The sequence below is a fragment of the Pseudomonas sp. EU05-FHT14B02 genome (assembly GCF_058791055.1).
In genome coordinates, this window is record NZ_JBYTDD010000004.1 from 31,176 (window position 1) to 53,920 (window position 22,745).

Annotated in this window: 15 protein-coding genes; 9 read left to right on the top strand and 6 right to left on the bottom strand. The window is 59.2% G+C overall.

Annotation, left to right across the window (positions count from 1 at the left end):
• Positions 1-232 precede the first annotated feature (232 nt).
• Entirely contained in the window at positions 233-2,671 is a 2,439-nt protein-coding gene (locus AC3WTM_RS05535) for a Lon protease family protein (protein ID WP_102672633.1), read from the bottom strand.
• A 420-nt stretch (positions 2,672-3,091) separates the two neighbouring features.
• Between AC3WTM_RS05535 and AC3WTM_RS05540 the strand changes: the two genes are divergently transcribed.
• From AC3WTM_RS05540 to AC3WTM_RS05550, 3 genes are all read left to right on the top strand, one after another.
• Entirely contained in the window at positions 3,092-3,580 is a 489-nt protein-coding gene (locus AC3WTM_RS05540) for a DUF3015 domain-containing protein (RefSeq protein WP_102672634.1), read from the top strand.
• A 159-nt stretch (positions 3,581-3,739) separates the two neighbouring features.
• Positions 3,740-5,593 carry an Lnb N-terminal periplasmic domain-containing protein gene (locus AC3WTM_RS05545; protein WP_102672635.1) on the top strand — a complete coding sequence of 618 codons (1,854 nt, stop codon included), beginning with the start codon at positions 3,740-3,742 and terminating at the stop codon, positions 5,591-5,593.
• 218 nt (positions 5,594-5,811) lie between these two features.
• Positions 5,812-6,306 carry a GreA/GreB family elongation factor gene (locus AC3WTM_RS05550; RefSeq protein ID WP_057713229.1) on the top strand — a complete coding sequence of 165 codons (495 nt, stop codon included), beginning with the start codon at positions 5,812-5,814 and terminating at the stop codon, positions 6,304-6,306.
• On the opposite strand, the gene gdhA is transcribed toward AC3WTM_RS05550, so the two are convergent.
• Positions 6,303-7,640 (bottom strand): NADP-specific glutamate dehydrogenase, encoded by a 1,338-nt coding sequence (gene gdhA, locus AC3WTM_RS05555; RefSeq protein WP_102672636.1) that lies wholly within the window; start codon positions 7,638-7,640, stop codon positions 6,303-6,305. The genes AC3WTM_RS05550 and gdhA overlap by 4 nt on opposite strands.
• A 372-nt stretch (positions 7,641-8,012) precedes the next feature.
• Positions 8,013-9,677: an energy-dependent translational throttle protein EttA gene (gene ettA / locus AC3WTM_RS05560; RefSeq protein WP_090451500.1), complete on the bottom strand. Its 1,665-nt coding sequence runs from the start codon at positions 9,675-9,677 to the stop codon at positions 8,013-8,015.
• Between the two features lie 289 nt (positions 9,678-9,966).
• On the opposite strand from ettA, the gene AC3WTM_RS05565 reads away from it, so the two are divergent.
• From AC3WTM_RS05565 to AC3WTM_RS05590, 6 genes are all read left to right on the top strand, one after another.
• Entirely contained in the window at positions 9,967-13,815 is a 3,849-nt protein-coding gene (locus AC3WTM_RS05565) for a bifunctional diguanylate cyclase/phosphodiesterase (protein WP_102672637.1), read from the top strand.
• Positions 13,816-13,961: 146 nt separating this feature from the next.
• Positions 13,962-15,215 (top strand): serine hydroxymethyltransferase, encoded by a 1,254-nt coding sequence (glyA, locus tag AC3WTM_RS05570; RefSeq protein WP_057713225.1) that lies wholly within the window; start codon positions 13,962-13,964, stop codon positions 15,213-15,215.
• Between the two features lie 246 nt (positions 15,216-15,461).
• Positions 15,462-16,025 (top strand): hypothetical protein, encoded by a 564-nt coding sequence (locus AC3WTM_RS05575; protein ID WP_256586130.1) that lies wholly within the window; start codon positions 15,462-15,464, stop codon positions 16,023-16,025.
• A gap of 289 nt (positions 16,026-16,314) precedes the next feature.
• Positions 16,315-17,628: a C4-dicarboxylate transporter DctA gene (locus AC3WTM_RS05580; protein WP_102672639.1), complete on the top strand. Its 1,314-nt coding sequence runs from the start codon at positions 16,315-16,317 to the stop codon at positions 17,626-17,628.
• Between the two features lie 57 nt (positions 17,629-17,685).
• Positions 17,686-18,390, top strand: a complete 705-nt coding sequence (locus AC3WTM_RS05585) for a FadR/GntR family transcriptional regulator (RefSeq protein WP_102672640.1) — start codon at positions 17,686-17,688, stop codon at positions 18,388-18,390.
• Between the two features lie 25 nt (positions 18,391-18,415).
• Positions 18,416-19,096 (top strand): GntR family transcriptional regulator, encoded by a 681-nt coding sequence (locus tag AC3WTM_RS05590; protein ID WP_102672641.1) that lies wholly within the window; start codon positions 18,416-18,418, stop codon positions 19,094-19,096.
• A gap of 122 nt (positions 19,097-19,218) precedes the next feature.
• Here the strand turns inward: AC3WTM_RS05590 and yjiA are convergent, their stop codons facing one another.
• From yjiA to AC3WTM_RS05605, 3 genes are all read right to left on the bottom strand, one after another.
• Complete coding sequence (yjiA, locus tag AC3WTM_RS05595; RefSeq protein ID WP_102672642.1) at positions 19,219-20,190, bottom strand: GTPase; 972 nt, start codon at positions 20,188-20,190, stop codon at positions 19,219-19,221.
• Positions 20,191-20,352: 162 nt separating this feature from the next.
• Positions 20,353-20,550, bottom strand: coding sequence for a YbdD/YjiX family protein (locus AC3WTM_RS05600; protein ID WP_008371622.1), 198 nt, complete (start codon positions 20,548-20,550; stop codon positions 20,353-20,355).
• 15 nt (positions 20,551-20,565) lie between these two features.
• On the bottom strand, positions 20,566-22,632 hold the full coding sequence (locus tag AC3WTM_RS05605; protein ID WP_492574106.1) for a carbon starvation CstA family protein: 2,067 nt from the start codon (positions 22,630-22,632) through the stop codon (positions 20,566-20,568).
• Positions 22,633-22,745 lie beyond the last annotated feature (113 nt).

Sequence of the window (22,745 nt, forward strand, 5' to 3'; positions counted from 1 at the left end):
TCAGCCCCCATGGGAAGGCTGTCTCGATCCTGTGATTACGTCGATATCCTTGAGCAGAGAATAGAAGAAAAGTCTGGCTTGCAGGCCGAGGCAAGACCGAAAGGCGCCGAATGGTCATAGTGTGAATATTGACGTCAGTTCGACGACGCTTTTCCAGTGTTTACACAAACAAATGTGGGAGCGGGCTTGCTCGCTCCCACAGGGGATTGCACAGTTTCAAATCAACGATGCATCAGGCCGGCTTGGTTTCCGCCAAAGCCTCTTGCGCCAACTCCTTCTCGGCTTCCTTGAGATCATCTTCGCTGATCATTTCCGCGATAACCCGCAGGCGCTCCACGACCCGCGCGTTCACGCTGCCTTCAGGGAACTCGCCATTCTCGTCCGGTTCGCCGGCCGGCTCGCCGACCAGCAGACTCAAGGCTTCGTCGGCCTGACGGACCGCGTAGACATGGAACTGACCCGCACGCACCGCCGCCAGCACCTTCTCATCGAGCATCAGGGTGGCGACGTTGGCGTGAGGAATGATTGCCCCCTGCTCGCCGGTCAACCCGCGGGCTTCGCACAAACGGAAGAAGCCCTCGATCTTCTCGTTGACTCCGCCGACCGCCTGCACCTCGCCGAACTGGTTGATCGAACCAGTGATGGCAAAGCACTGCTTGAGCGGGGTTTTCGACAAGGCCGAGATCAGGGTGCAAGCCTCGCCCAAAGAAGCGCTGTCGCCATCGACATAACCGTAGGATTGCTCCAGGGCGATGCTCGCGGAAATCGCCAGCGGGAACTCCTGGGCGTAACGGCTGCCCAGATAACCGGTAAGGATCATCACGCCTTTGGAGTGGATTGGCTGACCGAGATTCACCTCGCGCTCGATATCGACGATACCGCTGCCGCCCGGGTACACCGTGGCGGAAATCCGCGCCGGTATACCAAAAGCCGAGTCGCCGACTTCCAGCACCGTCAAGCCATTGCACTTGCCGACCGCCGCGCCCGCGGTGTCGATCAGGATGATCCCGGCCAGCATGTCATCAAGAATCCGCGCTGACACACGACCGGTGCGGGTAGCCTTGGCCTTGAGCGCGCGTTCGATGTGCCCGGAGTCGGTCATTTCGTCGGACGCCAGGTGGCGAATGAAATCCGCCTCGCTGACCAGTTGGAACAGATCGCCAATGCGCGCCGACAAACGCCCCTGGTGCTCGGCCAGACGTGCGCTGTAAGTCGCCAGGCGTGCCACTGCATCGGCGGTCAGCGGCGCCATGCCTTCTTCGGAAGTACGGGTTTTGAGCAACTGGGCGAACTGCTCCAGGCTCTCGTCGACCATCGGGATGTCTTCGTCGAAATCCACCAGGACGCGGAACATCTCCTGGAAGTCCGGATCGAGGTCTTGCAGCGTGTAATACAGCTGACGGGCACCGATGATGACGACTTTGACCTGCAACGGAATGTGTTGCGGAGTCAGGGTCACGGTGGCCAGGCGGCCCAGTTCACCCAGCGGTGATTCCATTTTCAGTTTGCGTGATTGCAGGGCGCGTTTCAGTGCATCCCACACAAACGGCTCGCTGAGCATTTTGTCCGCTTCAAGGATCAGGAAACCGCCATTGGCCCGGTGCAGGGCACCCGGACGCAGTTGGCGGTAGGTGGTGTAAAGCGCACCCTGATCGGTGCTGTATTCGATCCGGCCAAAAAGGTTTTCGTAGGTCGGGTGCGGCTCGAACACCACCGGCGCACCGCCGCTTGCCGAGTGACCAACCACCAGGCTCGGCGCGTATTGTTCTTCCAGCAACTTGCGGGCGACAGCGTCGGTCTTGCTATCGTCTACCAACTGCTCGACCACGGACTTGAGCAAGTAAACCTGCATCGCCTGAAGATAACCACATACCGCCGCGTTCTCGGCATACTTCTCCGACAATGGCGACAACAATGGCTGCAAAGCCAGGGTGATGGTTTCTTCGTTCAGATGACGCAACTGGTTGCTCGACTCGCGCTTCCACTGCGGCAGGCTGGCGAGCTCTTCGTTCAGGCGCTCCTCCAGTGCCGAAATATCCTCGTGAAAGCGCTCGCGCTCGGCTTCCGGCAACTGGGCGAACTCAGCTTCGTCCAACGCCTTGCCGTCGCTCATCGGGGTGAAAGCGATGTTGCTGGCGTCGCGGTACAGCGCAACTTCCTTTTCCAGCGCCAGACGCTCGATGACGTCCAGGGCCTTGTCGTAGCGCTGGTTGAAGGCGCGGTCGATACTGCTTTTCTTCTGCTGGTAGGACGGATGCTCGAATACTGCCGGAAATGTCGCCAGCAGGTTGTCGATCAAACCATTGATATCACCAATGAAGTTACCGGCAGTGCCCGACGGCAACTCCAGGGCACGTGGTTCGCGCGGTTCATCGAAGTTGTTGACGTAGACCCAGTCCGCCGGGGTCTGCAGGCGCTTGCCTTCGGCCTTGAGGTAGCGTTTGACGAACGAGAACCGGCCAGTACCAGGCTCGCCCATGACGAATACGTTGTAACCAGGGCGTGGCATGGCCACACCGAACTGCAAGGCTTCGACCGCACGTTCCTGGCCAAGCACACCGCGAAAGGGCTCCAGATCATTGGTGGTAGAGAAGCTGAACTGTTCAGCGGAAAACGGACGGGTCAGCGCTTCGGGCGCTAGACGCAAGCTGGCAGCAACAGGATCAGGCATCGGGCTTCCTTAACAATCAGGCGGGGCAGATGACAGCATTCTGGCGCCGCCCATACCCGACTGGCAAGGAGCGCCGCAGGCCTGAGCACCGTCAATCGGCCAACCCCAGGCGGGCCGGGCTTGCGCCGCCGTTTTCCATGAATGTTTTGCAAAAAATCACGCAACCCTGTGATCGTGCCTAAACTCCAAACTGCGCGGCTGGACTAATGACCGGCCCACTGGCACCGGAAGGGTCTGCAGGAATACTCGCCGAGCGGCGATCAGGCAAGGCGAAGGCAGGCGAGGGAGCGGAGTGTAGGGGCCTACATGAGCATTCCGAACCTGCTTTCAACGCAGCATGATCGTCGCGCAGGCAGTTTGCATGCAGAGCCGGGGCCAGACTCCCTTGTCTATTGGTACGCACACAAAGAGAACAAAGCTATGAAACGGATTCTTCTTGGTACTCTCTTCACCGCTGTATCCATCAATGCCATGGCGCAAGCGCCTGGCGGTCCGGATTGCGGTTGGGGCAACATGCTGTTCGAAGGTCAGCGTGGTACTCCAGCTCACTTCCTGGCATCTACCACCAACGGCACCTCCGGCAACGCAACCTTCGGCATGACCTCCGGCACCAACGGTTGCGCAACCAATGCGGCGCTGACCTATGGCGGCAAATCCTGGTTTGCCATGAATGGCATGATGAACGAGCTGTCCGAAGACATGGCCAAGGGTCAGGGCGAAGCGCTGACCACCTATGCCGTGGTACTAGGCGTGGCGCCGGAAGACCGTGCGCACTTCGCCGCCGTCACTCACGAGCACTTCCAGCAGATCTTCAGCAAGGCTGACGTGACCGCAGAAGACGTGCATACCAATACCCTGGCCGTGCTCAAAGCCGACCCTCGTCTGGCCAAGTACGCGACTCAGGCTTAAGCTCGACCCGCCCCGCTTCTTTCGGGAAGCGGGTTTTGTTTTTTGGACCTGCCCCTCTTTGGGTAATGTCGCTGCCTGTAGGAGCTGACTTGCCAGCTCCTACAGGCAGCGACATCCACCTCGTTGGGTCTTTATTTTTTCCTGTTTAAGTTGCCTTCTATGCTCAACCGCCTTGCCTGGCTGGCGCTGTGTGTCTGCGCCCCGCTATCCGCCGCGTCTCACATCGACCCACAACGTTTGCAGCAACTGGCCAACGACCCTTTCTGGATTTCCCTGGGCCATTACGAAACCGCCAAGCTTGGCGGCTGGCGCAGCTATGTCAGTGACCGCAAGTTCTTCCTCGCCGCTGACGGCAATGAACATCCGGACCATGAACTGGCGGCGACTGTACAAGCCTTGTACGCCCCGGCCAGTGCCGGTGAAACACACGCTCAATGCGTCTACCCGGCCCGCACCCGCTGGCTGAAAGAGCAACTCGGCCTGGCCGGACTGCCGACGCCGGACTGCGCCGGGTTCAAGCAATGGTTCAAGGATGTCTCGCCCGACAGCGCGGTGATGATCTTCCCGGCGGCTTACCTGAACAGCCCGTCCTCGATGTTCGGCCATACCCTGTTGCGCATCGACCAGGCCGAGGTGAAGAGTGACAAGACTTCGCTGCTCAGTTACGCGATCAACTTCGGCGCCTACATCGAGGGCTCGGACAACAGCATCATCTATGCCTGGAAAGGCCTGATGGGCGGCTATCCCGGCCTGTTCGCGATGGTGCCCTATCAGGAAAAGCTCTCGGAATACCGCAGCCTGGAAAACCGCGACCTGTGGGAGTACCGCCTGAACCTGACGCAACAGGAAACCGCGCGCATGGTCGAGCACGTCTGGGAGCTGAAGCAGATCAAGTTCGACTATTTTTTCTTCGACGAAAACTGCTCATACCGCTTGCTGGAACTGCTGCAAGTGGCCCGACCGAGCCTGCGGCTGACCGAGCAATTCCCGCTCACCGCCATCCCGACCGACACCGTCAAAGCCGTGAAAAATGCCGGATTGGTGGAATCGATCCTGTATCGTCCGTCCCGGGAACGCGAGTTGCTCAGCCGCGCCGAGCCGTTGAACCCTGAAGAGCAACAGTGGGTGCTGAAAGTCAGCACCGATCAGAAACAATTGCAGGACCCGGCGTTCAAGGCGCAAGCCCGCGACCGTCAGGCGCTGATCATCGATGCGGCCTATCGTCTGGAGCGTTACCGCGCCAATGGCCAGGAACGCGACCCGGTACGCGCTCAGCGCAGCTTCGAACTGCTGCGGGCCATCAACCAGAACCCGGCGCCGGAGCTGGATATCCCGCAACCGGGCCTGCCTGAAGACGGTCACGAGTCCCGCACCTGGCAGCTCGGCCTCGGCAGCCGTGGAGATAAAGCCTTTGGCGAGTACGGCTTGCGCATGGCTTATCACGACCTCAACGACAACAACGAAAGCTTTCCCCTTGGCGCGCAGATCGAAATCCTGCAATTGAAACTGCGCCAGTACGAAAGCAATGAATGGCAAGTGCAACAACTGGACCTGGCAACGATTCGCTCCCTGACCCCGCGTAACGAGCTGCTGCAACCGCTGTCATGGCAAGTCACCGGTGGTCTTGAGCGAGTGCCGGGCAAGCACGATGACCAAACCCTGGTCAGCCACGTCAACGGCGGTGGCGGTGGCACCTGGCAACTGGGCGATGACCTGCTCGGATTTGCCCTGGGCACTGTGCGCATCGAGCACAACAACGATTTCGCCGCTTTCATTGCCCCGGCCGCCGGGTTCAACAGTGGTGTGCTGTGGAAAAACCCGCTGGGCAATTTGAGCCTGGAAGCCAAGGGGGATTTCTTCACCAATGGCGAGGTGCGCCGTAGCCTGAGCCTGAATCAGCAATGGGAAATATCCCGCAATCTCGGACTGCGCTTGAGTGCCCGGCGCGAGTTCAGCCATTTGGCGACCGCCGAGAACGAAGTGATGCTTGAGCTGAAGTGGTATCACTACTGACCTGACACACCACTTACCCTGTGGGAGCGGGCTTGCTCGCGATGGCGGCCTTTCAGCCAGCACACTTGTTGAATGTCAGTCCCTCATCGCGAGCAAGCTCGCTCCCACTGAGAATCGTCGGTTGCAGACAGACTATCACTCGCCGTAAGTCGCTTTCAGACATCCAGTGAAACCAAATGCCTGCGATCATGCCCTAAATCCTATACCGGGAGAATTCCATGAGCCGTGCCTTCGTCAATGAAGATAGCGCCGCCGCGCAAGCCGATCAGCCAGTCGAACGGCAGGTCAGCGCGCAGACCAATTACGTCACGCCGCAAGGCCTGAACCTGTTGCAGGGAAAAGTCGCCGAACTGCAATCCCTGCACGCCGAACAATCGGCAAAAGGCGAACAGGCCGACAAGCAGCGCCTGGCGGATCTCGAACGTGATTTGCGTTACTTCAAGCAGCGCCTGGGCAGCGCTCAGGTGGTACCCGCCGCGACTTCGACCGAGAAAGTGCAGATCGGCAGTTGGGTGACCTACGCCGATGAACACGCCACCGAACGCCGGGTACAACTGGTGGGCGAAGATCAGGCCGATGCCGCCCACGGCCTGATCAATTGGAGCTCACCGTTGGGTCGGGCGCTGCTCGGCGCACGACTCAACGACGAAGTGCTGTGGCAGCGCCCCGCCGGGGATCAACTGATAGAAGTGATCCGTATCGAACCGACTTAAACAACACCTTGGGCCAGCATGGCATCGGCGACTTTGACGAAGCCGGCGATGTTCGCGCCCTTGACGTAGTTGACCCGGCCATTCTCCTCGCCGTAATGCACGCAAGCGTGGTGAATCGACTGCATGATCGCGTGCAGTTTGCTGTCCACCTCGCCACCGGTCCACGCCAGGCGCATGGCGTTCTGTGACATTTCCAGCCCGCTTACCGCCACGCCGCCGGCGTTGGATGCCTTGCCCGGCGCAAACAGAATGTTCGCCTCGATGAACAGGTCCACCGCCTCAAGGGTGGTCGGCATGTTCGCGCCTTCGGCCACGCAGATGCAGCCGTTGCGCAGCAAGGTGCGAGCGGCTTCGGCATCCAGTTCGTTTTGCGTCGCGCACGGCAGCGCGATGTCGCAGCTCAGGCTCCACGGAAGCTCACCTGCGCGGAACTCCAGACCAAAACGGCCGGCCAGTTCACGGATACGCCCGCGCTGTACGTTCTTCAGTTCCAGCACCGCCAGCCATTGCTCCTCGGTCAAACCGCTTTCGCAATACAGCGTGCCTTCGGAGTCGGACAGCGAAATCACTTTGCCGCCCAGGTCCATGACCTTGCGCGCCGCGTATTGCGCGACGTTGCCGGAGCCGGAGATCGCTACGCGCTTACCTTCCACAGCCAGGCCGCGACGCTTGAGCATTTCTTCGGCGAAGTACACGCAACCGAAACCGGTGGCTTCCGGGCGAATCAGGCTGCCGCCGTAACTTGGGCCTTTGCCGGTCAGCACGCTGGTGAACTGGTTGCTCAGGCGCTTGTACTGGCCGAACAGGAAACCGATTTCCCGCGCGCCGACACCGATATCACCGGCCGGTACGTCAACGTCGGCGCCGATGTGGCGGTACAGCTCGCTCATGAAGGCCTGGCAGAAGCGCATGACTTCCGCATCACTTTTACCTTTCGGATCAAAGTCCGACCCGCCCTTGCCGCCGCCCATGGGCAGCGAGGTCAGGGAGTTTTTGAAGGTTTGCTCGAACGCAAGGAATTTCAGGACGCCCATGTTCACCGACGGGTGGAAACGCAGGCCACCCTTGTACGGGCCGATCGCGCTGTTCATCTGGATGCGGAAACCACGATTGACCTGGACCTTGCCCTGATCGTCGACCCACGACACGCGAAACACCACCGCCCGCTCCGGCTCGCAGATGCGTTCCAGGATGCCGGACGTCAGGTAATGCGGATTGGCTTCAAGAAACGGCCATAGGGTACGCAGGACTTCTTCGACAGCCTGGTGAAATTCGGGTTGGTCCGGGTCGCGTTTTTTCAGGCGCGCAAGGAAGGATTCGACGGATTCGATCATGGAAAAGTCTCGGCAAATTTATTGTCGTTGGAGGAGATTGAGCCGGACTGTAACAAACGATTCACGCACAGGAACAGAGCAGAATGTCGCATTCATGAAATTAAATGGTGCACAGGATATAAATAAGTCCGATTTTTTGACTCATTCTGCACCTGAATAGGGATTCACCATTCGAGCAATGCACCATCAGTAACACCGCCTTCGCGAGCAAGCCCGCTCCCACAGGGGATCTTCTGCTGAATTGAGATTTGGCCCTTCACAAAACCCTGTGGGAGCGAGCTTGCTCGCGATGAATGCGCCGCGGTATCACTGAAAAAACGCGCAAAAAAAACGGAGCCCGAAGGCTCCGCTCTTTATGCAACCAACCCGAAATCAGGCCAGTTTTTTGTGACGTACACGATGCGGCTGGGCAGCTGCTTCGCCAAGACGCTTTTTGCGATCAGCTTCGTATTCGCTGTAGTTACCTTCGAAGAACACCGCTTGCGAGTCGTCTTCGTACGCCAGGATGTGCGTCGCGACGCGGTCAAGGAACCACCGGTCGTGGGAGATCACAATGGCGGCGCCCGGGAAGTCCAGCAAGGCTTCTTCCAGGGAACGCAGGGTTTCGACGTCGAGGTCGTTGGACGGTTCGTCGAGCAGCAGGACGTTGCCGCCCTCTTTCAGGGTCAGGGCCAGGTGCAAGCGACCGCGCTCACCACCGGACAGGTCCTTGACGAACTTCTGCTGATCGCCGCCCTTGAAGTTGAAGCGACCGACATAAGTACGCGACGGGATTTCGTAGTTGCCGATGCGGATCTGGTCGGAACCGTCGGAGATCTGCTGGAACACGGTCTTGCTGCCGTCCAGGTCCTCACGGCTCTGATCCACACAAGCCAGCTGCACGGTTTCACCGACTTCGATGCTGCCCGAATCCGGCGTTTCCTTGCCCATCAGCATGCGGAACAGGGTCGACTTACCGGCACCGTTACCGCCGATAACGCCGACGATGGCACCTTTAGGCATGGAGAACGACAGGTTGTCGATCAGCACGCGGTCGCCATAGCCCTTGGTGACGTTCTTGAACTCGATAACCTTGTCGCCCAGGCGTGGACCGGCCGGGATGTAGATCTCGTTGGTTTCGCTGCGCTTCTGGAATTCCTGCGACTGCATTTCTTCGAAGCGTTGCAAACGAGCCTTGGATTTCGACTGGCGGGCCTTGGCGCCTTTGCGCACCCACTCCAGTTCTTCCTTCATGGCTTTTTCGTGGGCCGACTGCTGCTTGGATTCGGCAGCCAGACGATCGGACTTGGCTTCCAGCCAACCCGAATAGTTGCCTTCGTACGGAATGCCCGCGCCGCGGTCGAGTTCCAGAATCCAGCCGGCAACGTTGTCCAGGAAGTAACGGTCGTGCGTGATCGCGACCACGGTGCCCGGGAAGTCGTGCAGGAAGTGCTCCAGCCACGCAACGGAATCGGCGTCCAGGTGGTTGGTCGGTTCGTCGAGCAGCAGCATGTCCGGTGCGGACAGCAGCAGACGGCACAGGGCCACACGGCGTTTTTCACCACCGGAGAGGACTTCAACCTTGGCATCCCACGCCGGCAGACGCAGCGCATCGGCGGCGACTTCCAGCTGACGCTCCAGGTTATGGCCGTCGCTGGCCTGCAGGATCGCTTCGAGCTTGGCCTGTTCGGCAGCCAGCTTGTCGAAGTCGGCATCCGGATCGGCGTAGGCGGCGTAGACCTCGTCCAGGCGAGCCTGGGCGTCCTTGATCACGCTGACCGCTTCCTCGACCACTTCACGCACGGTCTTGGTCGGATCCAGTTGTGGTTCCTGGGGCAGGTAGCCGATGTTCAGCTCCGGCATCGGACGGGCTTCGCCCTCGAACTCGGTGTCGACGCCAGCCATGATTTTCAGCAGCGTGGATTTACCCGAACCGTTGAGGCCGAGCACGCCGATCTTGGCGCCGGGGAAGAACGACAGAGAAATGTTTTTCAGGATTTCCCGCTTCGGCGGAACAACTTTGCCCAGCCGATGCATGGTGAATACGTATTGAGCCATGGAGAACCTAGGGTCAGTGACTGATGAATGATTGGAGCGCAGGCAATGCCCGGCCAGACTGTGCGCGTCGCCCGCTTGAGGAGATCAAGACGTGCGCGCTGAAAAAAGTCTGAGTCTAGGAGCTGGAACGCTCCCGCGTAACCCGCAAAGCTACCTTAATGACCGGTGGCAGTCCAGCCGACGGACAGGGGCTGGCACTTAGCCACAACTCAAGGCATGCTAGCCGCCCTTCGGGCGTCCGGCTTATAGTGCACGTCGCGCCAGTCCAGCCAAACCGCAGGATTACAGCTTGTCCATTGTCCCTCCGCCTCTGACTTCCAGCGCGCCGGCCACAGCGCCCGGCTCCCCCCTGCGCGGAACTTTGAAGGGCACCTTGGCGACACTCGTATTATTGCTGCTGGCCCTGCTGTTCTGGCAATTGCTCGACCAGTTGCGCGAAACCCAGAAGAATCAGCGTCAGTACACCATCGACTACGCCGCCGATCTGGCCGCGCAGGTCAGCCTTAACATGACGCTCAACGCGCAGATCGCCCTTAATCTGTTGCCGATTGTCGAGCAACCTCAAGGCGCCGATGAACTGCAGGCCCTGTTGCGCAAGCTGCAACAGTCACTGCCTGATCTGCGCAGCCTGGCGTTGCTCAGCCCCTCGGGAAGAGTCATCAGTGACAGCGCTCCCGACAGCGATGACAACAACTACCTGGGTGAACTGGTACGCCGCAGCCACGCCCAGGCGCACTACTTCAGCAACGCCACCGACGGTTCCGTGGTGCATTTACTGTTGCATCAGGCCAGCGGCAGTTCCCGAGGCTATTGGGTCCTGCGCCTGACGCCCACCTTCTTTTCGTCCCTGACCAAGCAACGCGAGGCCGGTGGCCGCCCGTTGTGGCTGGTGGAGAACCGCATCAATCATCAGATCATCAGTCGCGACGAAGCGCTGCCCTCGGTCAACCCGGGCACGCTGACCGACGACGATGTCGCCAACAGCGTGCTGACGGTTCCGCTGAGCAGCAGCGATTGGCAATTGCGCGGCCTGTTCGACCGTCAGCGCGTGCTGGAAGAGCTGCTGCCGGCGTTCATCGGCAAATGTCTGCTGGGCCTGGCGTTTTCCATGCTGCCGTTCCTCGCCTTGCTGAACACGCGCCGGCGCCAGCGCCAGTTGAATGAAGGCCGCCGGCGTTACCAGGACATTTTCGAAGGCACCGGTGTAGCCTTGTGTGTCCTCGATATGTCCGGACTCAAGGTCTTTTTCGACAAAGCACAACTGCAGGACAGCGAGCAACTGCAAGCGTGGCTGGCGATCCCGGAACAACGCCGGCCATTGCTCAAGGAACTGCGGATCACCGAGGTCAACCAGGTAGCATTGCAACTGCTTAATGTCGATAGCGCCGACAAAGCCTGGAAATTGCTGATCGACGGTAATCCGCAGGACGGCACCGCCATCGGCAACCAGGTGCTCGACGCGATGCTCAACCAGCAGCAACAGCTTGAATTGGAAATCAAGCTGCAGGACGCCAGCGGTCGCGTCCAGCACCTGTGGCTGGTGCTGTGCCTGCCGCAAACCCCGGAAGACTACAATGCGGTGATCCTGAGTATCACTGACATCACCAGTCGCAAGCTCATCGAGCTGTCGCTACAGGAGCGCGAAGGATTCTGGTCAGACGTGGTGCGCACCGTGCCGGATCATCTGTATGTGCAGGATGTGATCAGCCAGCGCATGATCTACAGCAACCACCATCTAGGCCAGACCCTGGGTTACAACCGCACTGAACTGCACCAGATGGGCGAATACTTCTGGGAAATCCTCCTGCATCCCGAAGACGCCGACTATTACCACCGCTCTCGCCAGATCCAGCGCCAGGCCGGTTATCGCCAGTTGATGCAATGCCAGTTGCGCTTCCGCCATCGGGACAGCCAGTGGCGACGCTTCGAGATTCGCGAGCAGGCACTGGCGCGGGACATGGACGACCAGGTCACGCGGATCATCGGCGTGGCCAAGGACATCACCGACCAGATCGAAGCCAGCGAATCGCTGCGCGACAGCGAGCAGCGCTACCGCATGCTTGCCGAAAGCATCAGCGACGTGATCTTCTCCACCGACAGCCGCCTTAACCTCAATTACGTCAGCCCTTCGGTGCTAGCAGTGCTGGGCTACGACGCCGAGTGGATTTTCCAGAACGGCTGGCAATCGACCATCGCCAACCCGCAACAGCTGACCGGCATCTACCACCTGATGGACCGGGTCAGCAAAGCGCTGGATCATCCGGACCAACTGGCGCTGTTACGCAGCCAGGTGCAAACCCAACTGTTCCTGTTCGATTGCCTGCGGGCCGACGGGCGCAAGATCCCGATCGAACTGCGCCTGGTATTGGTCTGGGACGAACACGGTACGTTCGAAGGTGTACTCGGCGTCGGCCGCGACATCAGCCAGCAACGCCGGGCCGAAAAAGACCTGCGCATGGCCGCCACGGTATTCGAACACTCGACCTCGGCGATCCTGATCACCGACCCGGCCGGCTACATCGTCCAGGCCAACGAAGCCTTCAGCCGTGTCAGCGGTTACGCCGTGGAGCAGGTCCTCGACCAACTGCCGAACATGCTGACCGTCGACGACCAGCAAGAAGCCCATCTGCGTTACGTGCTCAAGCAATTGGGCCAGCACAGCACCTGGGAAGGCGAGGTCTGGCTCAAGCGTCGCAACGGCGAGCACTACCCGGCCTGGGTCGGGATCACCGCCGTACTCGACGACGAAGGCGACCTGGCCAGTTATGTGTGTTTCTTCAGCGACATCAGCGAGCGCAAGGCCAGCGAGCAACGGATTCACCGCCTCGCCTACTACGACGCCCTGACCCACCTGCCCAACCGTTCACTGTTCCAGGATCGCCTGCACACGGCATTGCAATCGGCCGAACGGCAGAAGTCGTGGGTGGTGCTGATGTTCCTCGACCTTGACCGTTTCAAACCGATCAACGACTCCCTGGGCCACGCCGCCGGCGACCGCATGCTCAAGGAAATGGGCACGCGTCTGCTCGGTTGCGTCGCCGATGACGACACCGTGGCGCGCATGGGCGGTGACGAATTCACCTTGCTCCTGCAACCGCGAGCCAACCGTGAAATCGCCTTGAACCGGGCCATCCATGTGGCCGAACAGATTCTCGCCAGCCTGGTGAAACCATTCGTGCTCGAAGGCCGCGAGTTCTTCGTCACGGCCAGTATCGGCATCGCCCTGAGCCCGCAGGACGGCAACGAACTCAGCCAGTTGATGAAGAATGCCGACACTGCGATGTACCACGCCAAGGAGCGTGGCAAGAACAACTTCCAGTTCTATCAGGCGGACATGAACGCCAGTGCGCTGGAACGTCTGGAGCTGGAAAGCGACTTGCGCCATGCCCTGGAACAGAACGAATTCGTGCTGTATTACCAGCCGCAGTTCAGCGGTGACGGCAAGCGCCTGACCGGTGCCGAGGCACTGTTGCGCTGGCGCCATCCACGCCGCGGGCTGGTACCGCCAGGGGATTTCATTCCGGTGCTCGAAGAGCTCGGGCTGGTGGTGGATGTCGGCGACTGGGTGATCAGCGAAGCTTGCCGTCAACTCAAGGCCTGGCATCAGGCCAGGCTACGGGTGCCGAAGGTGTCGGTGAACATCTCGGCGCGACAGTTCTCCGACGGCCAGCTCGGTACGCGTATCGCCACCATCCTCAGGGAAACCGGCCTGCCGCCGGCGTGCCTGGAACTGGAACTGACCGAAAGTATCCTGATGCGCGAAGTCAGCGAGGCGATGCAGATCCTCGACGGCCTGAAAAACCTCGGCCTGAGCATTGCGGTCGACGATTTCGGTACCGGTTACTCATCGCTCAACTACCTCAAGCAGTTCCCGATCGACGTTCTGAAGATCGACCGCACCTTTGTCGATGGCCTGCCCAGCGGCGAGCAGGATGCACAAATTGCCCGGGCAATCATTGCCATGGCCCACAGCCTCAACCTGGCGGTGATCGCCGAAGGTGTGGAAACCCACGAGCAACTGGATTTCCTGAGGGAGCACGGTTGCGACGAGGTACAGGGTTATCTGTTCGGTCGGCCGATGCCGGCGGGCCGGTTCGAAGGGCAGTTCAGCAATGATGCCCTGTTCATGTTCGATTGAGATTGCGGCGCGATGAGACCGGCACGATCACCGCTGACGCCGTCATGAAGCCCGCTTGTCTGCGACATGATGCCGTTTCATATGCCATCTAAAACCCATTAGGTTAGAATGCCCCCCTTTTCCGCCCCCGATCCTTGAGGACCGCCATGTTCAGCCGTGATTTGACTATTGCCAAGTACGACGCCGATCTCTTTGCCGCCATGGAGCAAGAAGCTCAGCGCCAGGAAGAGCACATTGAGCTGATCGCTTCGGAAAACTACACCAGCCCTGCGGTGATGGAAGCTCAAGGCTCGGTACTGACCAACAAGTACGCCGAAGGTTACCCGGGCAAGCGCTACTACGGTGGTTGCGAGTACGTAGACATCGTCGAGCAGCTGGCTATCGACCGCGCCAAAGAGCTGTTCGGCGCCGACTACGCCAACGTTCAGCCGCACGCAGGCTCGCAAGCCAACAGCGCCGTTTACCTGGCCCTGCTGTCGGCCGGCGACACCATCCTGGGCATGAGCCTGGCCCACGGTGGTCACCTGACTCACGGTGCCAGCGTTTCGTCCTCCGGCAAGCTGTACAACGCCATCCAGTACGGCATCGACGCCAACGGTCTGATCGACTACGACGAAGTCGAACGCCTGGCCGTTGAGCACAAGCCAAAAATGATCGTGGCCGGTTTCTCTGCCTACTCGCAGATCCTCGACTTCCCGCGCTTCCGTGCAATCGCCGACAAGGTAGGTGCCTACCTGTTCGTCGACATGGCCCACGTGGCCGGCCTGGTTGCCGCTGGCGTCTACCCGAACCCGGTTCCATTCGCTGACGTGGTGACCACCACCACCCACAAGACCCTGCGCGGTCCACGTGGCGGCCTGATCCTGGCTCGCGCCAACGCCGACATCGAGAAGAAGCTGAACTCCGCGGTATTCCCGGGCGCCCAGGGCGGCCCACTGGAGCACGTGATCGCGGCCAAGGCGATCTGCTTCAAGGAAGCACTGCAGCCTGAGTTCAAGGCTTACCAGCAACAAGTGGTGAAAAACGCCCAGGCCATGGCCGGCGTGTTCATCGAGCGCGGCTTCGACGTAGTGTCGGGCGGTACTCAGAACCACCTGTTCCTGCTGTCGCTGATCAAGCAGGAAATCTCCGGTAAAGACGCCGATGCCGCTCTGGGCAAAGCGTTCATCACCGTGAACAAGAACTCCGTGCCAAACGACCCACGCTCCCCGTTCGTCACCTCCGGCCTGCGCTTCGGCACCCCGGCTGTGACCACTCGTGGCTTCAAGGAAGCTGAGTGCAAGGAACTGGCCGGCTGGATCTGCGACATCCTGGCTGACCTGAACAACGAAGCGGTGATCGATGCCGTTCGTGAGAAGGTCAAGGCTATCTGCAAGAAGCTGCCGGTATACGGTGCTTAATCAGCCCCGCTAAACCGCAGTCATAAGAAACCGGCCAGAGATGGCCGGTTTTTTTTGCTTGCGACATTCACAAACAGTGCGAACCAACAAATCGACAACCGTTGTTACCAGCGATCAAAGTTCATCACCAGACACTTCCCCTTCCAACTTCCTGCAACACACACAACACCAAAACACTATCAAAAATGCTTAATCTGAACCCTGCATCAAAGCACAACCCTTCACACTCAAATAGCAGGCTTCATAATGAGCAACTCTATTGAAAAGTCCTTTACCGCCACGCTTAGAATGTTCGATCACAAACTTAACTTTCTTGAACTTCTTTATGAAAAACCGGCACTAGCCACTGTACATATGTTCAGCGGAGGATTCTTTACCGGCAAACCGCAAACCCTTGATCACTCTCACCTGCTCGGCATCCGCCCCAACGAGCAAGGCGGTTCGGTCCACCCACTGAAGCTGCATTTTCGGTACACGGCCAATGGCTATGTACTGTCCATAAAAAACTCGGGAGAGTATTACAACAAGCTTATAAGCGAAAGTTGGCTTAATGTTTTGGGCGCGGTAGATTCAGACGATGACGATCCGACAACCTTCACCCTTATTGACCACAAAAACAGACCGATAACCCTGGATAATATTACTCCCACTCACATACCTGTTTCGCTTGTAACTGAAGATAATAAATATGTGGGTGGTCAAACTTTTAGAGGCTCGCCTTATGTTTACCTTGCCCGCACGGAGGAACGCTCAAAAATAACTTTCATTTTGAGCATTCTTGAAAGAAAAGTACCTCATACAAAGTCCTGAAAAACACCTTGAAAGTAAACCCATGAGGCTGACATCAGGTGGAGCACCCCGGACAAAAAAATCGGCATCCATTGCCGATTTTTTTTGTTCGCACAACCGCTCAAGATCGGGGCCCGGCGAACAACTGGTCAGACCGGTCATGCCAATTTTCGATTTTTTGCTTGCGGATATCCAAAAACACACCATAGACTGAGCCTGCACTGGACATACCGGTAAGACCACAATAATTAAGTCCTGAATCTGATGTGCTCCGCACACGGCAGCCAGGACGCCGACCAGGATTCCTCCCATGCTCAGATGGTGCTCGCGTTCAATCTTCCTCCAAGTGGTTCTCGGACTGGTGCTCGGCATCGTCTGTGGGCTGACCCTTCCCGAATACTCCGCTCAGCTCAAACCGCTCGGTGACGGTTTTATCAAGCTGATCAAAATGCTCATTGGCTTGATTGTGTTTTGCGTAGTGGTCAGCGGCATCAGCGGTGCCGGCGACCTGAAGAAGGTCGGCCGTATCGGCCTCAAATCGGTGATCTACTTTGAAGTGCTGACCACCATCGCCCTGGTGATCGGTCTGGTGTTCGCCTTCAGCACCGGCATCGGCAGCGGTGCGAACATTCACCTGGAGCAGCTTTCCGCAGCCGACATGGGCGACATTGCCCAGCGCGGCCAGCACATGCACACCACCACACAGTTCCTGATGGACCTGATTCCGACGTCGGTGATCGGTGCCTTTGCCGATAACAACATCCTGCAGGTCCTGCTGTTCTCCGTGCTGTTCGGCAGTGCACTGAATCTGGTGGGCGAGGCGGCATCGGGTATTTCGCGGCTGATCAATGAACTCAGCCACGTGATTTTCCGCATCATGGGCATGATCGTGCGACTGGCACCGATCGGTGTATTCGGCGCGATCGCCTTCACCACCAGTAAATATGGCCTGGACTCGCTGCAACACCTGGGCAACCTGGTCGGCCTCTTCTACCTGACCTGTGTGGCCTTCGTGGCCCTGATTCTCGGCATGGTGATGCGCCTCTCCGGCTTGAAGATGTGGCCATTGCTCAAGTACCTGCGCGAAGAGTTGCTGATCGTCATGGGCACCGCTTCGTCCGACGCCGTGCTGCCACAAATCATGCGCAAGCTTGAACATCTGGGCATCGGCAGTTCGACGGTGGGGCTGGTGATTCCAACGGGTTACTCGTTCAACCTCGACGGTTTCTCGATCTACCTGACCCTGGCCATCGTGTTCATCGCCAACGCCACCGGCACGCCGTTGGCCATGACTGACCTGCTGACCATTTTACTGGTGTCGCTGATCACCTCCAAAGGTGCCCACGGGATTCCCGGCTCGGCACTGGTGATTCTGGCGGCAACCTTGACGGCGATCCCGGCGATTCCGGTGGTTGGCCTGGTGTTGGTGCTCGCTGTGGACTGGTTCATGGGCATCGGCCGCGCGCTGACCAACCTGATCGGCAATTGTGTAGCCACTGTGGCCATCGCCCGCTGGGAGAAGGACATCGATATCCAGCGTGCGAACAAGGTGCTTTCCGGCCAGATGGGTTATACCTTCCAGCCGAAAAAACCGGTCGCGCCGGCGCATCAGCAGGAGTTTTGAATCACGTGGGAGCCTTCCAGATGGCGGGCTCCCCTGCCTTTATCCATGGAGCACACAGTGATTACCACCTCAACGGTCGTCAATTCAGTCGTAGAAAAACTTCGGGCCGCACTGGCCCGTGGTCAGTGGCGCTCCGGCGAAATGCTGCCGGGGCAACGCGAACTGGCCGAACAACTGGGTATCAGCCGCCCAAGCCTGCGTGAAGCGGTCATCGTCCTGGAAACCCTTGGTCTGGTGCGTTCGATGCCGGGCAAAGGCGTCGTCGTACTCGAGGCCAGTCTCAGCGATGACCAGCCCTACGACCGCGCGGTGGCCGCCGCGAGCCTGGAGGACGTGCTGCAACTGCGCTACACCCTGGAGCCATTCATCGTCGGCCTCGTGGCGCAGTCGATCAGCAGCAAGGAAGTCGGGCAACTGCGCCTGACCCTGATGGACATGCGTGAAGCCCTGGAAGCCAATGACAGTGAAGCCGGCGTAAGCGCCTACATCGCGTTCCACGAAGAACTGTTCACGCTGACATCAAACCCGATCTTCCAGAGCGTGGTCCAGCAAACCAGCAATGCCCTCAAGCAAAGCGCCGAAGTGTTGCGCAACTCCCCGGAGCATCTGGCTGAACGCCTTGAAGAAAACGAAGCCGTGGTGCGGGCGATCCGCAGCAAGAACAGCGCCCAGGCCAGCGCCGAGATGCGTCGGCACATATTGCGCGAAGGCCAGCGCATGGGCATCGAACTGAACATCCCGGAAGACAACCTCGGCAGTTGAAACCTCTTCGATCTGGAGATTGGCCATGAACAGCTTCGCTTCGTCACAAACGCTCGCTACCCTGCCCGTCCGCCCTTCGGTGGATGATCTGTATTCGCGGGTCCTCGATGCCATTTTCGAGCAGCGCATCCATTCAGCCAGTCGCTTTACCGAAGAAAGCCTGGCGCAGATGTTCGGTGCAAGGCGCAGCGACATGCGTGATGTGCTGACGCGACTGTCCCACCAGCAAATCATCATCCTTCGAGCCAACCACCGCCCCCGCGTCGCCGAGCTTGATCTCGAGCAGACCCGGCAGACACTGCATGCCCGGCGTTTGGCCGAGATCATGCTGGTGCGGCTGGCATGTCAGCGACCCGACGCACAAGACCTGAAGCAACTGCGGGCGCTAGTCGATAACGAGCGTCAATGCGCCGAGCGTGGCCAGGCGATTCGTTTGTCGGGAGAGTTTCATTTGCAGTTGGCACAAATGGCTGGAAATGCACCGCTGGCGCATTTTCTTGGCAGTCTGGTGCCACTGACTTCATTGGCGATTGCGCAGTGTGAGGAGCAGACGCACAGTTTTTGCGCGTGGCAGGAGCATTTGGCGATTGTTGATGCTGTTGAACGTGGAAATGCTGCGACAGCGGCCATGCTGATAAACCGGCATCTGGATCATCTGGAGCAGACACTGCTCAACACACCCCGTGAACATTGTGTTGCCGGCTAGATCGCATCGCGGGCAAGCCCGCTCCCACAGTGTTCGAAGTCAAGCACAGACTTTGTGTTCAACCAGAAACCTGTGGGAGCCGGGCTTGCCCGCGATGGCGTCCTCACAGACGCCATAAAACTTCAGACCGCCGCCACCCGCGCAAATCCCTCGCGAATCTTTTCCTCCGGCAAGTCATCGGCAATGAATACGATCACGCTCTCGCGCACTTCGTCTTCAGCCCACTCGGTATCCCAGTCGAAACCATAAAGTTTCAGCACCCCCTGAAACACCATGCGACGCGATTCGCCGAGGATGTTCAACACGCCTTTGTAGCGCAGCAACTGCTTGCCATGTTCCTCCAGCAACTCGTTCATGAACTCGCTGAGCTTGTCGATATCCAGCGCTTTTTCAGTGCGCAGCACCAGGCTGGAAATGCGGTCGATGGACGGGGCCTGGCTGACCGGGCGCAAACTCACGCCGCCACCGAGGTCGGCGTTGAGGTTGAAGCCGCGCACGTCGAGCAATTCGGCCAGGTCGATCTTTCCGTGGTCTACCACGCGAATCGGGGCGCGTCGGTTGATACGGGTCAGGCGCTCGCTCAACGCGGTGAAGGTCGCTTCGTCCACCAGGTCACGCTTGCTCACCAGCAAGCGGTCGGCGAAACCGATCTGCGCCTGGGCGATGGTCTGGGTCAGGTGCAAGTCGGCATGTGCCGCGTCGACCAGGGTGATGATGCCGTCGAGGATGTAACGCTCGCGCAATTCTTCGTCGATGAAAAAGGTTTGTGCCACGGGCGCCGGGTCGGCCAGGCCGGTGCATTCGATCACCAGGCGGTCGAAGGCGATGTCGCCCTGGTCCAGACGCTCGAGCAACAGATAAAGCGCTTTGGTCAGGTCCGTGTGGATGGTGCAGCAAACGCAGCCGTTGGACAGTGTCATCACTTGTACCGGCTCATCGCCCAACAACTGGGTATCGATACCGGCATCGCTGAATTCATTCTCGATCACGGCGATTTTCAGGCCGTGCTCGGCCTTGAGCAGGTGACGCAACAAAGTGGTCTTGCCGGCGCCGAGGAAGCCGCTGAGGATCGTGACCGGGATGGGAGAGGACAAACTGGATCTCCTTTTTCACACAGTGAAAAAACAACACAAAACAAATGTGGGAGCGAGCTTACTCGCGATAGAGGCTTAACATTCAACATCACTGTTGATTGACAGTCCGCCATCGCGAGCAAGCTCGCTCCCACAGGTATGGCTGTTAATTCGACAACCGGATCAACAGCATTTCGGCCCACCCTTGCCACCGTAACGGGCCTCCTGGCGCTCACGGAAGAACGCCTCGTAGTCCATCACCGGTTTGTCCGGGTGCTTGGTCTGCATGTGTTCGACGTAGTTGTCGTAGTCGGGCATGCCGACCATCAGGCGCGCGGCCTGACCGAGGTATTTACCGAGGCGACTCAGGTCATTGAACATACTGCAATCCTCTGGTTACGCATCCGGCAGCGCCTGGAATGGCGATTCTTTGTCCGTACGTTCCTTTTTACCCCAGGCGGCAATGCCGACCTTGAGTGCATAGAACAGGATGCTGAATACCACGAACAGGAACAGCGCAGTCAGCGTTGCGTTGGTGTAGGCGTTGAAGATCACGTGCTGCATCTGGGTGATGTCCTTGGCCGGGGCGAGGATCTGGCCGTTGGCCAAGGCATCGCTGTATTTCTTGGCCAGGGCCAGGAAGCCGATCGCCGGGTTAGCGTCGAACAGCTTGATGAAGCCCGCTGTCGTGGTGCAGATCAACAGCCATACCGCTGGCAACATGGTGACCCAGACATAACGCTGGCGTTTCATTTTGATCAGTACCACGGTGCCGAGCATCAGCGCGATACCGGCCAGCATCTGGTTGGAGATACCGAACAGTGGCCACAGGGTATTGATGCCACCCAACGGATCGATCACCCCCTGGTACAGCAACCAGCCCCACATCGCCACGCAGCCGGCAGTGGCGATCAGGTTGGCGGTCCAGGATTCGGTGCGTTTGAGCGCAGGGACGAAGGAGCCGAGCAAGTCCTGGAGCATGAAGCGCCCGGCACGGGTGCCTGCGTCGACTGCGGTGAGGATGAACAGCGCTTCGAACAGGATCGCGAAGTGGTACCAGAACGCCATGGTGTTCTCGCCCGGCAGAACACTGTGCAGGATCTGCGCGATCCCCACCGCCAGGGTCGGCGCACCACCGGCACGGGCCAGGATAGTGGTTTCACCAATGTCGTGCGCCACCGCTTGCAGGGCTTCCGGGGTAATCGCGAAGCCCCAGTTGCTGACGGCTGTCGCAACGGCCACCACATCACCGCCGACTACGGCCGCCGGGCTGTTCATGGCGAAGTACACGCCAGGCTCGATCACGGAAGCGGCAACCATGGCCATGATCGCTACGAACGATTCCATCAGCATGCCGCCGTAACCGATGTAGCGAGCGTTGGTTTCGTTATCCAGCAGCTTCGGCGTGGTGCCGGAGGAAATCAGCGCGTGGAAACCCGACACCGCGCCACAGGCGATAGTGATAAACAGGAACGGGAACAGACCACCCTTCCATACCGGGCCGGTGCCATCAACGAACTGGGTCAGGGCCGGCATTTTCAGCTCGGGCATGGTCACCAGGATGCCGATGGCCAGGGCAACGATGGTGCCGATTTTCAGGAAGGTGGACAGATAGTCACGGGGCGCCAGGATCAGCCACACCGGCAATACCGCCGCGACAAAACCGTAACCGATCAGCATCCAGGTGATCTGGATACCGGTAAAGCTGAAGGCCTTGGCCCACACCGGATCCGCGGCGATCTGCCCGCCGAGCCAGATCGAGCCCAGCAGCAACAGCACGCCGATCACCGAGATTTCACCAATGCGGCCCGGGCGGATGTAGCGCATGTAGATGCCCATGAACATCGCGATCGGAATAGTCGCCATCACCGTGAAAATGCCCCAAGGGCTTTCGGCCAGGGCCTTCACCACGATCAGCGCCAGCACCGCGAGGATGATGATCATGATCAGGAAGCAGCCGAACAGCGCGATGGTGCCGGGGATACGGCCCATTTCTTCACGGACCATGTCGCCCAGGGAACGACCGTTGCGGCGGGTGGACATGAACAGGACCATGAAGTCCTGCACGGCACCGGCCAGCACTACGCCGGCGATCAGCCACAGCGTGCCGGGCAGGTAGCCCATCTGCGCCGCCAACACCGGACCGACCAAAGGCCCCGCGCCGGCAATGGCCGCGAAGTGGTGACCAAAAAGAATGTGCTTGTTGGTCGGAACGTAGTCCAGACCGTCATTGTTGAGCACAGCGGGAGTAGCCCGTCGCGCATCGAGTTGCATGACATTGTTAGCGATGAACAGACTGTAGTAGCGGTAGGCGACCAGATAGATGGCCACGGCAGCGACCACAATCCACAAGGCGTTGATTGCCTCACCTCGGCGTAATGCCACGACACCCAGCGCACACGCACCTACGATTGCCAGCGCCAGCCAAGGCAAATGGCGTAGCGGGCTATTATTATTTTTCATTTTATTATTCCAGCCAGAGTGGACAAGAAAGACAGCAATCCCGAGTTTAGCTCTCCTGACGGCAATGACCATAGCCCGACATTGGTCTGGACACCTGCACGCGCTGGCAGCCT

Coding starts and splice junctions, on each gene's coding strand:
- AC3WTM_RS05535 (WP_102672633.1), bottom strand. CDS start 2,671: ATGCCTGATCCTGTTGCTGCCAGCTTGCGTCTAGCGCCCGAAGCGCTG.
- AC3WTM_RS05540 (WP_102672634.1), top strand. CDS start 3,092: ATGAAACGGATTCTTCTTGGTACTCTCTTCACCGCTGTATCCATCAAT.
- AC3WTM_RS05545 (WP_102672635.1), top strand. CDS start 3,740: ATGCTCAACCGCCTTGCCTGGCTGGCGCTGTGTGTCTGCGCCCCGCTA.
- AC3WTM_RS05550 (WP_057713229.1), top strand. CDS start 5,812: ATGAGCCGTGCCTTCGTCAATGAAGATAGCGCCGCCGCGCAAGCCGAT.
- gdhA (WP_102672636.1), bottom strand. CDS start 7,640: ATGATCGAATCCGTCGAATCCTTCCTTGCGCGCCTGAAAAAACGCGAC.
- ettA (WP_090451500.1), bottom strand. CDS start 9,677: ATGGCTCAATACGTATTCACCATGCATCGGCTGGGCAAAGTTGTTCCG.
- glyA (WP_057713225.1), top strand. CDS start 13,962: ATGTTCAGCCGTGATTTGACTATTGCCAAGTACGACGCCGATCTCTTT.
- AC3WTM_RS05575 (WP_256586130.1), top strand. CDS start 15,462: ATGAGCAACTCTATTGAAAAGTCCTTTACCGCCACGCTTAGAATGTTC.
- AC3WTM_RS05580 (WP_102672639.1), top strand. CDS start 16,315: ATGCTCAGATGGTGCTCGCGTTCAATCTTCCTCCAAGTGGTTCTCGGA.
- AC3WTM_RS05590 (WP_102672641.1), top strand. CDS start 18,416: ATGAACAGCTTCGCTTCGTCACAAACGCTCGCTACCCTGCCCGTCCGC.
- AC3WTM_RS05600 (WP_008371622.1), bottom strand. CDS start 20,550: ATGTTCAATGACCTGAGTCGCCTCGGTAAATACCTCGGTCAGGCCGCG.
- AC3WTM_RS05605 (WP_492574106.1), bottom strand. CDS start 22,632: ATGAAAAATAATAATAGCCCGCTACGCCATTTGCCTTGGCTGGCGCTG.